This is a genomic window from Collinsella phocaeensis (genome assembly GCF_900119895.1).
Classification (GTDB): Bacteria; Actinomycetota; Coriobacteriia; order Coriobacteriales; family Coriobacteriaceae; genus Collinsella; species Collinsella phocaeensis.
Window position 1 is genome coordinate 846,122 of record NZ_FQLR01000004.1, and the last position, 14,761, is coordinate 860,882.

Below are 14,761 nucleotides of genomic sequence, written 5' to 3' on the forward strand. Positions count from 1 at the left end.
CGCGTCTGGAGCGGGCACACATGACCTGCACCAACGGGCGTTCGCCCCGCGCTAGAATGTACCGTTGGCATATTGCATGGAAGCGCTCAGCGAGGAGCATCGCATGATTGAGATAACCGTATCGGACATCGTCGAGGCGACGGCATCGCGCCTGGTCTGCGGAGACCCGGCGCGCACGTGTCGCGGCTGCACCATCGATTCCAGGAAGGTTGGGCGCGACGCGATCTTCGTCGCGTTCCCGGGGGAGCGAGTGGACGGCAACGCGTTCGCGGCGTCTGCCCTCGAGGCCGGCGCCGGCTGCGTCGTCATGACCGTTGACGCCCCCGAGGGGGTTCGCGCCGCCGCGGAGGAGCGGGGCGCGGCGATCGTGCGGACCGACGACCCCACCGCGTTCATGCTCGACCTCGCCTCCTGGTGGCGCGACCGCCTCGGCGCGCGCGTGGTGGGCATCACCGGATCCATCGGCAAGACGACCACCAAGGACGTGCTCACCGCCCTGCTGGCGCGGCGCTACCGCGTCCACGCGACGTCCGGAAACTTCAACAACCTCATCGGCCTGCCCCTCACCGTGCTCTCGGCGCCTCGGGACACCGAGGCCCTCGTCGTGGAGATGGGCATGGACGGCCGTGGCCAGATCGAGCGCCTGTCGCGCTGCGCGCGTCCGGACATCGCGGTCATCACGAAGGTCGGAACCTCGCATATCGGCATGCTCGGCAGCCGCGAGAACATCGCTCGCGCCAAGGCCGAGATCGTCTGCGGCATGCGCCCCGGCGGAGCGCTCGTCATGGGGGCTTCCGACGACTACTTCGCCTTTATCCGCGACGGCATCGCGGTCCCGGCGGGCATCGAGGTCGTTTCGTGCGGCTCGGGTGACGGCTGCGACGTCATGGTCTCCGCCATCGAGCTGGGCGAGGACGGCTGCCCGAGCTTCGATGTGACCTTCTCCGACGGCGCGCGCATCTCCACGCGCCTCTCCGTGCCCGGGGCCCAGGCGGTCATCAACGCCGCCTACGCCGCCGCCGTCGCGCGCCGGATGGGTATCGACCCGTCCGAGATCGACGCCGCCTTCGGTGCGCTCGAGCTCACCGCACGCCGCGTGGACGTCCGCCGCGCGGTCTCCGGCGCCCGCATCATCGACGACTCCTACAACGCCGCGCCCGAGTCGGTCGCGGCCGGGCTCGACCTGCTCTGCAGCCTCCCTTGCACGGGGTCCCGCATCGCGGTGCTCGGCGAGATGGGCGAGCTGGGGGAGGAGTCCGCGCGCCTGCACGCCCTGACGGGCGCCTACGCTGCGGCCAAGAAGCTCTCGCTTCTGGTCTGCGTGGGCGGCGAGGCCGCGCGCGCCATGGCGGGGGCCGCCCGCATGCTCGGCATGTCCGACGACGCCGTGCAGGTCATGGACGACACCGATGCGGCCATCGCCGCGCTTTCCGACGCCTTCGGGCCCGAGGACCTGGTCCTGGTCAAGGGGTCGCGCTTCGTCGGGCTCGATCGACTCGTGGAAGAGGTGTGCTAGATGATTCTCGGCAACCCGCTGTACCCCACCTATCAGGCGTTTGTCGCCGCCGGCATCTCTGCGGCCATCGCCGCGGCGCTCATGCCCCTCTGGATCCGCATCCTCAAGTACGAGGGGATCGGCCAGCAGGTCCGCGCCGACGGTCCCCAGCGCCATCTCGTCAAGCAGGGCACGCCCACCATGGGCGGCGTCGTGATCCTCGTCGCGGTCGTGCTCACCTGCGCGCTCATGGCAAAATGGACCCTGGCGCTCGTCCTCGTCGTGGGAGCGACCCTCGCCACGGGGCTGCTCGGTCTCATCGATGACGTCACGAGCGTGACCCACGGACGCTCGCTCGGCCTCACGCCCGCGGCGAAGATGGTCGGCCTCACCCTCATCTGCGTCGCCTTCTGCCTGCTCGCGGTCAACTTCTGCGACGTGCCCGCGGAGGTCCGCTTCCCGGGCGGCTTCTCGATCGACCTCTCCGTCCTCTCCACGACGTTCGAGGTCGGCGGGCGCCCCTTCACGATCCCCTGGCTGTACCTCGCGTTCACCTGGCTCCTCATCGCCGGTCTCTCCAATGCGGTCAACCTCACCGACGGCCTGGACGGCCTGGCGGGAGGCACGTCGATGATCGCCATGCTCATCATGGCCGGGATCGCGTTCATCTGCGGCGAGGCCAACCTGGCCGTGTTCTCCGCGTCCTGCGCGGGCGCCTGCCTCGGCTTCCTGTGGTTCAACTGCTATCCGGCGAGCATCTTCATGGGCGATACCGGGTCGCTTGCCCTCGGAACCGCGTTCGCCTGCATGGCGATCGTCACCAACACCGAGGTGTCGTCGCTCATCATCGGCGCGCTGTTCATCATCGAGGCCCTGTCCGTCATGATCCAGGTCGTGAGCTTCAAGCTCACCCGCAAGCGTGTCTTCCTCATGGCACCCATCCATCATCATTTCGAGAAGAAGGGCTGGGCGGAGACGAAGGTCGTCATCCGCTTCTGGATCGTTGCCGCCGCGTTCGGCGCCCTCGGCCTCGCCCTGTTCTTCCAGTTGGGATAGTGATTCCGCATGCCCTTGCCGCATAGCTTCAGCCTGCTCGTCCTCGGCCTCGGCTCGACCGGGGCCGATGTTGCCGCATGGGGGCTCTCCCATCCCGAGCGCGTGACCTCGGTCACGGTGCTCGGCGGTGCGGGCAGCGCTCCCTCCGACGTGTCCCGCTCCCTGGAGGATCGCGGGGCGACGGTGGTCTTGGGGACCGAGGAGGTCCACGGCTCCTACGATGTCTGCGTCTCGAGCCCCGGGATCTCCGAGTTCTCCTCGTTCTTCGCGTCGGCGGCCGCGGCTTCCGGCGAGATCATGGGGGAGCCCGAGTTCGCCTGGCGGCTCTCGAGCGCCCGTTGGTGCGCCGTCACGGGCACCAACGGCAAGACGACCACGACGTCCCTCATCGACCATCTGCTGCGCGGCGCCGGCCTGGGCGTCCGCGCGGTGGGGAATATCGGCACGCCGTGCATCCGCGCGGTGGATGATGCGCCGGAAGGCTCCTGGCTCGCCGCCGAGCTCTCGAGCTATCAGCTCGCGTGCACCTCCGAGCTGCATCCTCGCGTCGCGGTGCTGCTCAACATCACGCCGGACCATCTCGCCTGGCACCGTTCGCACGAGGCCTACGTCGAAGCGAAGCTTCGCGTCTTCGCCAATATGGGCGCGGACGACCTCGCGATCGTCGATGTGGAGGACCCCGGGGTCGCCGCGCACGCCGCAGATATCTTCACGTCCGGCCGCCGCGTTCTCTCGCTTGGCCTCTCGGACCCCGGCACCCCCGATGCGGCGTTTTTGCGCGACGGCGTGCTCACCGTTCGCCTCGCGGGGAAGGAGACCGCTCTGGTGCCCGCGGACGACCTGGCGATCCGGGGGTCGCACAACGTCGTGAACGCGCTCGCCGCCTCCGCCGCCGCGCTCGCCTGCGGGGCCGATGCGCCCGCGGTCCGCACGGGCCTCGCGAGCTTCAGCCCCCTCGAGCACCGAGTCGAGCCCTGCGGCGAGATCGACGGCGTGCTGTACGTGAACGATTCCAAGGCGACCAACACCGACGCGGTCGAGAAGGCGCTCACCGCCTTCCCCGGTCGCGATATGATCGTTCTTCTGGGAGGCCATGACAAGGGCACGCCCCTCGAGGGGTTCTCGGAGCGGGTCTGCGAGAGGGTCCGCGCCGCCGTGTGCTTCGGCGAGGCGGGGGAGCGCTTCCGGTGCGCCCTCGAGGAGGCCGACCGCACGGGCGACGTCGACATCGCGCTCGCCGATGACCTGCGGGACGCCGTCGACGTGGCGCGCTCGCTGGCGTGCCGTGGCGACGTCGTGCTTCTTTCCCCCGCTTGCTCGTCGTTCGACGAGTTCTCGGGGTTCGAGGAGCGCGGTCGGGCGTTTAAAGCCTATATCGAGCAGCTTCGCTGCGCTCTCGGGCGCGGCGGCGAGGCGTAGGTCCGCATGGATGCCAACGCGCGCGGCAGGCGCGCCGGCGATGCGGCCGGGTCCGGCACGCCCGTACGCGAGGCCGGCCGGGTGGCGAGGGACCACTCCGGCCTCGCCGAGAAATACATAGCGGGCGTGCCCGCGCGCATCATGCGGCCCCGACTCGTCTTCCTGGCGTGCCTCGTGGCGCTGGTCGGCTTCGGCGTGATCATGGTCTATTCCGCGAGTTCCGTCGAGGCGCTCAAGGAGGGCAACCCTTCGACGTATTACCTGTTCAGGCAGGCCCTGTTCGCCGCCGTGGGCGGCATCATCCTGATCATCACGACCAGGAGATGGTTCCCTTGGCCCCTGATCGAGGGCGATGCGCTGCGCATCGTCATCGCTGCGTTCTCCGCGCTGCTCATCTTCGTGCGCTTCTTCGGCCAGGGGGCGGGCGGCGCTACGCGCTGGGTGACGATCGCGGGTTTCACGCTGCAGCCCTCCGAGCTGCTCAAGCCCTTCCTCATCATGCGCACGGCGCAGCTGCTCGACGGCTACTACCTCGAGCGCACCCTGCCGCGCGAGACGTTCATCAGGTGCGTCGCCACCGACATCGTGATCCCGCTCGCGCTCGTGTTCTTCCAGCCGGACATGGGCTCCACCCTCATCATCTTTGGCGCCTTGTTCCTCATGGCGGTCTTCGCGGGGCTCGAGGGGCGCGTGATCGCGGCCCTCGGCGTCTTCGTGGTCCTCGCCGGGGCCCTCGCCATCTTCATCGAGCCGTACCGCCTCGAGCGCCTGAAGGTCGTGATGGATCCGTGGAGCGACCCGTATAACTCCGGGTACCAGGCGACGCTCGCCATCATGGCGTTCGCGTCGGGCGGCCTGACGGGGCGCGGCATCGGCAACTCGACGATGAAGTACAACTACCTGCCCGAGGCGCACAACGATTACATCCTCGCCATCATCGGCGAGGAGCTCGGCTTCATCGGCACGGTCCTGTTCTTCGCGCTGTTCTGCGGGCTCATCTGGTCCGCGTTCAAGATCGCCGAGCGCGCCTCGTCCAACGCGCATCGCCTCATGGCCGAGGGCGCAGCGCTCATCCTCATCCTTCAGTTCCTGGTCAACGCGCTCGGCATCATCGGCGTGATCCCGATGACGGGAAAGACGATGCCGTTCATCTCGTACGGCGGCTCCTCGCTCATCGCCTCGTTCATGCTCGCCGCGCTCGTCATGCGCGTATCCCTCGAAAGCGGCAGGTCCGCCCCGTACCGAGAGCGCCGAGACCGCCTCACCGTCATGTCCAAGGCCGATGCGGTCTCGAGCCACCTGGGGCGCTCGAGCGCCGGCGCGCCCCGCCGCCGATCCGACCGCGATCCTGCGCCTTCGGGCCGCCCCGGGTTCTCCGTGCTGGATGGGACCACCGGCGCGCCGAGCCCCGCATCGGAGCGCCCGGCCGCTCATCCGCGTGCCCGGGCGTCGTCCGTACCGCTCGCGGGGCCGCCTTCCCGTTCGGGTTACGATCGCGTGGACCTGGGCGCCGACCCCGCTGAACGGCTCAGGCCCCGAGGGCAGACGACGTCGCGCCGCGGGCGCGGCGACACACGTAGATAGGAAGTGGAACCATGACCGACAGGCTTTCCGTAGCCATCGCCGCCGGCGGCACCGCGGGGCACGTCAACCCTGCCCTCGCTCTCGCCGAAGAGCTTTCCGACCGCGGCCACGCCGTGCGCTTCTTCGGCCAGACGCGCCGCCTCGAGGGCACGCTCGTCCCCAAGGCGGGCTTCCCGTTCTTCCCGGTTGAGGTCACGGGTTTCGACCGGGAGAGGCCCTGGTCCATCGTGCCCGCGCTGCTCCACCTCGCCCGCGAGGAGCGTCGCCTCGTCTCGTCGTTCCGCGCCGATCCCTCCCTGCGGCCCGACGTCGTCGTCGGGTTCGGGGCCTATGTGGAGCTCCCGCTCGTCCGCGCCGCGACGCGTCTCGGGATCCCGGTGGTGCTTCATGAGCAGAACTCCGTCTCGGGGCTCGCCAACCGCAAGAGCGCCTCGTCCGCCGCGCTGGTCGCGATCTCGCAGCCGGGCGTCCGCGAGACGTTCGAGCGCGCGGGGGCGAAGCGGATCGAGTTCACCGGAAACCCCGTGCTGCGCTCCGTCCTTTCCGGCGACCGTGCCCGCGGCCGAGCGGCTCTCGGCATCCCCGAGGACGCCGTCTTGCTGCTTGCGTTCGGCGGGTCGCTCGGCGCCCAGCACATCAATCGGTTCATGGTCTCGATCAAGGATGAGCTGCTGTCCCGGTCGGGCGTCTACGTGCTGCACTCCTGCGGTGCTGAGGATTTCGACGCGACGCGCGACGCGCTCGCGCTCACCGCGGACGAGGCGGAGCGGTACCGCGTGCAGCCCTATATCGATGATATGGGAGACATGCTCGCCGCCTCCGACCTCGTCCTGTCGCGCGCCGGCGCCTCGTCGGTCGCCGAGATCGCCGCGCTCGCGGTCCCCTCGGTCCTCGTGCCCTATCCGCATGCGACGGCAGACCACCAGACCACGAACGCGCGCTTCCTCGTGGACTCCGGCGCCGCCGTGATGTGCGCCGACGCCGACATCGATGGCGACGGGTTCGCGCGCACCCTGCTCGGCCTGGTCGACGACGGCGCCGCCCGCGACGAGATGCGCGCGGCCGCGCGCGGACTCGCCGCATCCCGGGCTGCGTGCGCCCTCGCCGACGGCGTGGAGTCCGTTTGCGCGGGCGCCTGAGTCCGCGCGCGACGGCCCGTATTTCTCAAGCCGCTGCTCCGGTGCTACACTGGTCCATCGGCTACACGCAAATCAACTGAGCACAGGAGAGAGCCATGGCAGCACCCGAGAGCACATCGACCGCCCCCGCCTTCAAGAGCGCGCACTTCATCGGCATCGGGGGCGCCGGCATGAGCGGCATCGCGCTCGTCCTCCATGAGCGCGGCTATGCCGTAACGGGCTCAGACCTCAAGTCATCGCGCTATATCCGCCAGCTCACGCGCGCCGGCGTGGAGATCCACATCGGCCATGAGTCCCAGACCATCGACGCGATCTCGCCCGACGTCGTCGTGGTCTCCACCGCGATTCCCGAGTCCAATCCCGAGCTCATGCGCGCTCGGGAGCTCGGAATCCCCGTATGGCCGCGCGCCAAGATGCTCTCGGCGCTCGGCCAGGGCTACACGACGGTCGCCGTCGCCGGCACGCACGGCAAGACGACCACGTCCTCCATGTGCGCCACCATGCTCGACCGCATGGGGCTCGATCCGAGCTTCCTCATCGGCGGCGTCGTCGAGGGGTACGGCACCAACGGCCGCAACGGCTCCGGGGAGTTCTTCGTCGCCGAGGCCGACGAGTCCGACAGCTCCTTTCTGTTCCTCGACCCCGACGTCGTCGTCGTCACGAACGTCGAGGCGGACCATCTCGATCATTACTCGGGCATCGAGGAGATCGAGGAGACCTTCGTGAAGTTCATGTCGCTCGTCGGCGAGGACGGCACCGTGATCGTGTGCGGAGACGCGCCGCGCCTGCGCGAGCTCGCAGCCTCGTCGTCCCGTCGCGTTCTCACGTACGGGTTCGCCGAGGACAACGACGTGGTGTGCGCCCCGCGCCCCCATGTCCCCGGCACGCTCGGCAGCTCGTTCGCCGTGTCGCTGCCCGACGGCTCCGTGCGCGACGTCACCATCAAGGCGAACCCCGGCCAGCACAACATGCTGAATGCATCCGCCGCGCTCACCGTCGCGTACGCGCTCGGCCAGGACACCGCGGCGGCCGCTGAGGCCCTGTCCACATTCCAGGGCGTTCGTCGTCGCTTCACGCACGTGGGCGAGGTCGATGGCGTCACCCTGGTGGACGATTACGGCCATCATCCCACCGAGGTCGCGGCGACGCTCGAGGCGGCCTCGGCGCTCTCCTTCGACCGCGTGGTCGTGGTGTTCCAGCCGCATCGCTACTCCCGCCTCCAGGCGCTCGCGTCCGAGTTCGCCGACGCGTTCGAGCGCGCCGACGTGCTCGCCTTGATCGATGTCTTCCCGGCGGGCGAGATGCCCATCCCCGGAGTGACCTCCAAGATGCTCGGTGACCTGGTCGCCGAGCGCCATCCTGGCAAGCGCGTGTTCTATGCGTCCAGCCGCGCCGCGCTCAACGAGTTCCTGGACGGCGAGCTCAAGGATGGCGACCTGCTCATCACCATGGGCGCCGGCGACGTCACCGCCGTCGGTCCCGAGTACCTCGAGCACGTCGCCGAGCTCAAGCAGGGCGACCGGTAGCCGATGGGGCTGTTCAACGCGATCATGTCGCTGTCGGGCGCGATCGACACCGACGTCATCGAGGACGAGCGGATGGCGCGGCACACGAGCTATCGTATCGGCGGCCGTGCCGCGCTGTTCATCACCTGCCATAGCTATCACGCGCTGCGCAGGTGCGTGGACGTGCTGACCCGCGAGCGGGTGCCCTGGGTCATCGTCGGCAAGGGGTCGAACCTCCTCGTCTCCGATTCCGGCTACTCGGGAGCCGTCATCACGCTCGGCCGCGAGTTCTCCCGCACGGTTCTCGCCGAAGACGGCGTCACCTTGACGGTGGGGGCTGGCGTCATCCTTGCGCGCCTCGTCAACGAGGCGCTTACGAAGGGGCTCTCCGGCCTGGAGTTTGCCGTGGGCATTCCCGGGACCGTGGGCGGTGCCGTCTCCATGAACGCGGGCCTTCGCGACGCGTGGGTGGGCTCGCTCATCGAGGACGTGGTCACGTACAAGCCGGGGGAGGGTATCCGCCATTACGCGCACGACGACGTCGCATGGGGGTATCGCGAATGCGGGATCCCGGGCGACGAGATCATCCTCGAGGCGACCTTCCGTCTCGCTCCCGGAGAGAAGTCCGACATCCGCGCGACGATGGAGCGCCATCTGGCACGGCGCCGTCGGACCCAGCCGGTAGGGTCAGCGAGCTGCGGTTCGGTCTTTCGCAACCCGCCCGGTGGAAGTGTAGGGGCTATGGTCGAGGAATGCGGATTGAAGGGTTTTTCAGTCGGCGGCGCCGAGGTCTCGCCCGTCCACGCTAACTTTATTGTCAACAACGGCACCGCGACCGCTCGGGACGTGACCGCCGTGATCCAGCATGTGCGCAAACAGGTAAAGGAAACGTATGGCGTCGAGCTCAAACCGGAAGTCAAATTCCTCGGCTTCTAGCCAGAAGCCCACCTTCCGTCGCTCGAAGGGGGCCGCCTCCGCCGGATGCGCCCCCGCCCCTCGAACCGCCGCGCGCCCCAAGCCCGCCGCGAGGCCCTCCGTCGCGGCCCAGCCGCCCAAGGCGACAAAGAGCTCCTACACCGTCGCCGCGAAGGCCGGTGCCGCCCCCAAGCAGGCCAAGCCGAAGCGCGTCGAGCCGAAGCCGACGGCCCGCAAGGCCTCGTCCCTTGCGCCCGCGGCGCGCGCGCAAGGACCGTCCGCCCGGCGTCGGCCCGTCGCTTCGTCGAGCGACCGCGCTTTCGCGAAGGCCAACGCGCGCGTCTCGGCCAAGCGCGCGGCGCGCCCCGCGCCTTCGGTGGCGTCCGTCCTGTCGCGTCCGTCTTCCTCCGCGCCCTCGCGTCCGCATGCCGCTCCGGCCGCTTCCCCGGCGGCTTCCGCGTCTGCGGCGGAGCGTCCGTCGGCGTCGCGCGCATCGCTCAAGGGTCGCCTCGGGCTCATCGTCGCCATCGCGGCCGCGCTCGCACTCGTCACAGGCATCGGCGGCGTGGTGGCGGTCAACTCCTCGCTGTTCGCCGCGACCGATATCGAGGTCAAGGGAAGCGAGCACGTGTCCGAGGAGGATATGAACCGGCTGCTGGACGTCCCCGAGGGATCGACGCTGTTCAATATCGACGCGGACGCGCTTGCCGGGTCCCTCAAGAGGAACCCCTGGGTCGATACGGTCGACGTGCAGCGCGAGTTCCCCCATAAGCTCATCATCACGCCCAAGGAGTACGAGGTCGCGGCAGTGGTCTACATCGCCGCGGACGACATCGCGTGGGCGGTGAGCGATACCGGAACCTGGATCGCTCCCATGTCCCTGTCGGTGACGGTCGACGCCGACGGCTCGATCATCGAGTCGGCGGGGGAGGGCGCCGCGCTGCCCGCCTCGTCCGGCGGCGGCGCCGACACCGACGACGCGGATGCGGCGGATGCCGGCAGCGGAGAAGCCGACGGCACCGACGGTGCCGCGTCGGATGCGGACGCGGGCGCTGACGAGGAGGGCGCGGAAGATCCGGACGGTGAGGCGACCGGCAGCCTGACGGGGGTCGACGCCGCGCTCGCGCTCGCTCGCGATGCCGGCGCCTTGCTGCTCATCGACGTGAGCGCGGACGTGGCGCCTTCGAGCGGCGCCGAGGTGACCTCCGACGTCGTCAAGGCGGGCCTCGCCTACGCGAAGGGGTTCAGCCAGGAGTTCCTGGCGCAGATCAAGGACCTTTCCGTTCCCTCGGTCGAGGCGATCTCGGCGAACCTCGTCTCGGGCGTCGAGGTCTCGCTCGGCTCGCCCGAGGACATAGGGACGAAGGAGCAGGTCGTCACGAAGCTGCTCGCGGAGCGCTCCGGCGTAACCTACATCAACGTCCGCACGCCCGACGCCTACACGTTCAGGTCCGCCGACCTGGGCGCCTAAGCGCCGCGTCGACCGGAACGCCGTGAACGGTAGATGCGTTTACCTGCGGAATTCACAAAGTGCTTCACAACAAGTTGACTTCTACCTGCAGTTTGTGCAACCATAACGCGGTTTACCTCGACATTTAATCTTTACTTGAGGGTTAACCTTCGTGGGTTATTCGTCGTAAGGCCGCCCAGCGCATACATCGATGTTCGGAGGACCGACATATGCACGAGAACGAGATCAACAACTACCTTGCCGTCATCAAGGTTGTCGGCGTCGGCGGCGGCGGCACGAACGCCGTCAACCGCATGATCGAAGAGGGCATCCGCGGCGTCGAGTTCGTCGCGATCAACACCGATGCGCAGGCCCTCGCCATCTCCGACGCGGACATCAAGGTGCACATCGGCACCGATCTCACGCGCGGTCTGGGCGCCGGCGCCAACCCCGAGGTCGGCCGCAAGGCTGCCGACGAGTCCCGTGACGACATCGCCGAGGCGCTCGCGGGCGCCGACATGGTCTTCATCACCGCGGGCGAGGGCGGCGGCACCGGTACCGGAGCCGCTCCGATCGTCGCCGATATCGCGATGAACGACGTGGGTGCCCTGACGGTCGCCGTCGTCACCAAGCCCTTCACCTTCGAGGGCCGCAAGCGCAAGGCGTCCGCCGAGGAGGGCATCACGACCCTCTCCGAGTCCGTCGACACCATGATCGTCATCCCCAACGACAAGCTTCTCGACATCGCCGAGAAGAAGACCACCATGCTCGAGGCCTTCGCGATGGCCGACGCCGTCCTGTCCCAGGGCACCCAGGGCATCACGGACCTCATCACCGTCCCCGGCATCATCAACCTCGACTTCGCCGACGTGAAGACGATCATGAAGCAGGCCGGCACCGCCATGATGGGCATCGGTACCGCTTCGGGCGATACCCGCGCGGTCGACGCCGCCCAGCAGGCCATCTCCAGTCCGCTGCTCGAGAGCTCCATCGATGGCGCCACGCGCGTCCTGCTCTCCATCGCCGGCTCCAAGGATCTGGGTATCCAGGAGATCAACGACGCGGCCGACCTCGTTGCCAACGCCGTCGACCCCGAGGCCAACATCATCTTCGGTACGGTCGTCGACGAGTCCCTGGGCGACCAGGTGCGCATCACCGTCATCGCGACTGGCTTCTCCGACGCGAACGTCAACCGCCAGGATCAGCTGTTCGGCCAGCCGGCTCGCAAGAGCGAGGAGCCCGCTTCCCGCGCGTCCGCTCCGTCCGGCAGCGCTTCAGCGACCCGTAACGTGGGCGGCACCGAGCTCCCCAACTTCGGTAACGACCAGTTCGAGCTCCCCGATTTCCTCAAGCGCGGCAACTTCTAGTCTCGGCTACGGTCGGAAGGCCCCGCGTTCCCGATGAAAAGCGCGCTTCGCGAAGCTTTTCCTCAGGAGCGCGGGGTCTTCCTTGTGTACGGCCCGGGGCGTGCGGAGTTTGCCGCCCCGCGCCCCTGGCGGGCCGAAGGCGCGAGGCGATGTCCCTTTCGATGCGCGCGGCCCGTGCGCTGAGGTTCCGCCGCCGCGGGTTCCGCCTATCCGGCGTCTCGGTGCGGATCGCTGCGCTCATCGGCTTGTCGTGCATACATGAAGGGACGATCGCATGGAACGACGCATATTCGGAAACGGGCTCGCGCTCAACGGGTGCTGGGACGGTCCGGTGCGGTTCGCGTTCACGGAGCGCACGGGCGGGGTCTCGCTTCCCCCGTACGCCTCGCTCAACCTCGGTTCCCATGTGGGAGATGATCCCGCTGCGGTGGCCGAGAACCGCCGGCGCGTCCTCGCCTCCTTGGGCGCCGACGCCCTTCAGGAGCGCCTTCTTGTCCCCAACCAGGTCCATGGCGATACGGTCGTTTGCGTGGCCCCGTCGGACGTCGAGGACCTTGCGCGCGTCCGCGAGCGCCTCGCCGCCGGCGCGGACGCGGTCGTGTGCACGGCTCGCGACGTTCCGGTGCTTCTGTGCTATGCGGATTGCACGCCGGTCGTCGTCTGCGCGCAAGGTGGCTTCGCGGTGGTCCATTCGGGCTGGAGGGGAACGTACGCCCGGATCGCGGGAAAGGCGGCCCGCGCGCTCGCCGAGATGACGGGGGAGGACCCGTCGACGTTTTCGGCGTACATCGGCCCGCATATCCTCGGTGACGAATACGAGGTCTCGCCTGAAGTTGTACAGATGTTCTCGTTACAATTTGATAACATTAACCCGTATGGCGCACGCCTTCTCGATATGTCACGCGCCATATGTCAGTCACTTGAGGAAGCAGGAGTCCCCCGTTGCGAGATTCACGACCCTCGTCTCTCGACGACGCGCCTGAACGAGCGCTTTTTCTCCTACCGAAAGGAAAACGGAATATGCGGACGACACGCGGCTGTGGCGATGTTGCGCTGACGCGTCGCGGCCTTCTGGCCGCGGTGCTCGCGTCGGCTTCGCTGACGCTGCTCCCCGGATGCTCGGCGGCGGAATCCTCCGAGCAGATCACGGTGGCGGGTTCCACGACCTGCCTTCCTATCGCCGAGATCGCGGCGGAAGGCTTCAAGGAGGAGACGGGCGTCTCGGTGCTCGTCAGCGGGCTCGGTTCCAGCGCGGGCATCGAGGCCGTCTCGAACGGGACGGCGCACATCGCGTCCTCGTCGCGCGGCCTCAACGTCGAGGAGCAGAAGCTCGGGCTCACCACGATCCCCATCGCCCACGACGGCATCGCCGTCATCGTCAACGAGGCGAACCCCGTAGACAACCTCTCCGTCGAGGACCTGTGCGCCATCTACACCGGCGAGATCTCGAACTGGTCGGAGGTCGGCGGCCCCGAGATGGACATCCAGCTCGTCAACCGTGACGAGGCGTCCGGCACCCGCGAGGCGTTCCGTACGATCGTCATGGGCGACGCCCATTTCGACCGCCGCGCCGCGGTCCTTCCCGGTACCGGCCAGGTGCGCGACGTCGTCTCCCGTTCCGAGGGCGCGATCGGCTACATCTCGATGGGGTTCGTCGACTCCAAGTACGCGACCACGACGGTCAAGGCGCTGAGCGTCAACCATGTCGAACCGAGCGAGAAGACCATCGCGTCGGGCGGCTACCCGGTTTCACGCGACCTGTATTTCTTCGTGAAGGGCGAGCCGGCTCCCTCTGCGGCCGCCTATATCGACTACGTCCTGTCCGAGCGCATGGACGACATGATCCGCGAGGCGGGCTTCATTCCCGTCGCCCGGTCCGTATCCGAGAGCTAAGGGGCAGATCGAGCCATGAATTCCACTGATACCCAGCGCCCCGAGACCGCCTCGCGTCCCAAGCGCGAGCTCGCGCTCGTCTCGCGCAGCACCTATCTCAAGGAGCGCGCGCTCCAGTACCTGTTCTTCGCGTGTGCCTTTCTCGCCGTCGTGACCGTCGTGCTCATCTTCGCGTTCACGATGCTGCAGGCCGCTCCCGTCTTCACCGATATCGGGCTCGCGAACTTCTTCAGTCTGGACTGGGCGCCCACCGAGGGCAGGTTCGGCATCCTGTCGCTTGCCGCCGGCTCCGCGCTCGTCACGGCCGGCGCGCTCGTGCTCGGCGTTCCCCTGGGCGTGGGCACCGCCGTCTACCTCACCGAGATCGCCTCCGCGCGCGTGCGCGCTATCATCAGCCCTGCGGTCGACCTGCTTGCGGGCATCCCCTCGATCATCTACGGATTCTTCGGCATGGTCATCATCCGTCCCTTCGTGGCCGAGATCTCCGGCGGCCTCGGGTTCGGCGCCCTCACCGCGTGGCTCGTTCTCGCGATCATGATCGTGCCCACCATCACGACGCTCACCATCGATGCGCTGCGCTCCATCCCCATGGGGATCCGCGAGGCGGGCTTCGCCATGGGCGCGACCAAGTGGCAGGTCATCTACAAGGTCGTCCTGCCTGCCGCGCGCTTCGGCATCGTCGACGCGATCGTGCTCGGCATGGGCCGTGCCATCGGCGAGACCATGGCGGTGCTCATGGTCGTCGGCAACGCGCCGGTGATCCCCGACTCCGTGGCGAGCCCTATCTCGACGCTCACGAGCCAGATCGCGCTCGACATGAGCTATTCGAGCGGCCTGCACCGCACTGCCCTGTTCGGCATGGGCGTGGTGCTGTTCATCATCTCCGCATCGCTCGTGGGCATCGTCCGCATGCTCTCCAAGAAGAGGAAGGGGTAGGC

General features: G+C 68.3%; 12 protein-coding genes. All 12 read left to right on the forward strand.

Annotated elements, in window-relative coordinates; all coding sequences use genetic code 11:
* Positions 1-103: 103 nt before the first annotated feature.
* The 12 genes from BQ7355_RS05630 to pstC all read left to right on the forward strand — a co-directional run bounded on the left by BQ7355_RS05630 (position 104) and on the right by pstC (position 14,759).
* The gene (locus BQ7355_RS05630; RefSeq protein ID WP_072415307.1) at positions 104-1,516 is read left to right on the forward strand and encodes a UDP-N-acetylmuramoyl-tripeptide--D-alanyl-D-alanine ligase; all 1,413 of its coding nucleotides are present in this window, start codon (positions 104-106) and stop codon (positions 1,514-1,516) included.
* A gap of 3 nt (positions 1,517-1,519) precedes the next feature.
* Positions 1,520-2,551, forward strand: coding sequence for a phospho-N-acetylmuramoyl-pentapeptide-transferase (gene mraY, locus BQ7355_RS05635; RefSeq protein WP_072415919.1), 1,032 nt, complete (start codon positions 1,520-1,522; stop codon positions 2,549-2,551).
* 9 nt (positions 2,552-2,560) lie between these two features.
* Positions 2,561-3,970 (forward strand): UDP-N-acetylmuramoyl-L-alanine--D-glutamate ligase, encoded by a 1,410-nt coding sequence (murD, locus tag BQ7355_RS05640; protein WP_072415308.1) that lies wholly within the window; start codon positions 2,561-2,563, stop codon positions 3,968-3,970.
* A 6-nt stretch (positions 3,971-3,976) separates the two neighbouring features.
* The gene (locus BQ7355_RS05645; protein WP_072415309.1) at positions 3,977-5,554 is read left to right on the forward strand and encodes an FtsW/RodA/SpoVE family cell cycle protein; all 1,578 of its coding nucleotides are present in this window, start codon (positions 3,977-3,979) and stop codon (positions 5,552-5,554) included.
* A gap of 11 nt (positions 5,555-5,565) precedes the next feature.
* On the forward strand, positions 5,566-6,693 hold the full coding sequence (locus BQ7355_RS05650; RefSeq protein ID WP_072415310.1) for a UDP-N-acetylglucosamine--N-acetylmuramyl-(pentapeptide) pyrophosphoryl-undecaprenol N-acetylglucosamine transferase: 1,128 nt from the start codon (positions 5,566-5,568) through the stop codon (positions 6,691-6,693).
* Between the two features lie 95 nt (positions 6,694-6,788).
* Positions 6,789-8,219 (forward strand): UDP-N-acetylmuramate--L-alanine ligase, encoded by a 1,431-nt coding sequence (murC, locus tag BQ7355_RS05655; protein WP_072415311.1) that lies wholly within the window; start codon positions 6,789-6,791, stop codon positions 8,217-8,219.
* Positions 8,220-8,222: 3 nt separating this feature from the next.
* A complete protein-coding gene (gene murB, locus BQ7355_RS05660; RefSeq protein ID WP_072415312.1) occupies positions 8,223-9,134 on the forward strand; it encodes a UDP-N-acetylmuramate dehydrogenase in 912 nt (303 codons plus the stop codon).
* Positions 9,091-10,584 carry a cell division protein FtsQ/DivIB gene (locus BQ7355_RS05665; RefSeq protein ID WP_072415313.1) on the forward strand — a complete coding sequence of 498 codons (1,494 nt, stop codon included), beginning with the start codon at positions 9,091-9,093 and terminating at the stop codon, positions 10,582-10,584. Before murB ends, BQ7355_RS05665 begins: the two co-directional genes overlap by 44 nt.
* 209 nt (positions 10,585-10,793) lie before the next feature.
* The gene (gene ftsZ, locus BQ7355_RS05670) at positions 10,794-11,930 is read left to right on the forward strand and encodes a cell division protein FtsZ (protein ID WP_072415314.1); all 1,137 of its coding nucleotides are present in this window, start codon (positions 10,794-10,796) and stop codon (positions 11,928-11,930) included.
* Positions 11,931-12,204: 274 nt separating this feature from the next.
* A complete protein-coding gene (locus tag BQ7355_RS05675) occupies positions 12,205-12,987 on the forward strand; it encodes a purine nucleoside phosphorylase YfiH/LACC1 family protein (RefSeq protein WP_072415315.1) in 783 nt (260 codons plus the stop codon).
* Entirely contained in the window at positions 12,951-13,823 is an 873-nt protein-coding gene (locus tag BQ7355_RS05680; protein WP_072415316.1) for a phosphate ABC transporter substrate-binding protein, read from the forward strand. The genes BQ7355_RS05675 and BQ7355_RS05680 overlap by 37 nt, the downstream gene beginning before the upstream one ends.
* 15 nt (positions 13,824-13,838) lie before the next feature.
* On the forward strand, positions 13,839-14,759 hold the full coding sequence (pstC, locus tag BQ7355_RS05685) for a phosphate ABC transporter permease subunit PstC (protein WP_083581595.1): 921 nt from the start codon (positions 13,839-13,841) through the stop codon (positions 14,757-14,759).
* The last annotated feature ends 2 nt before the right edge of the window (positions 14,760-14,761 follow it).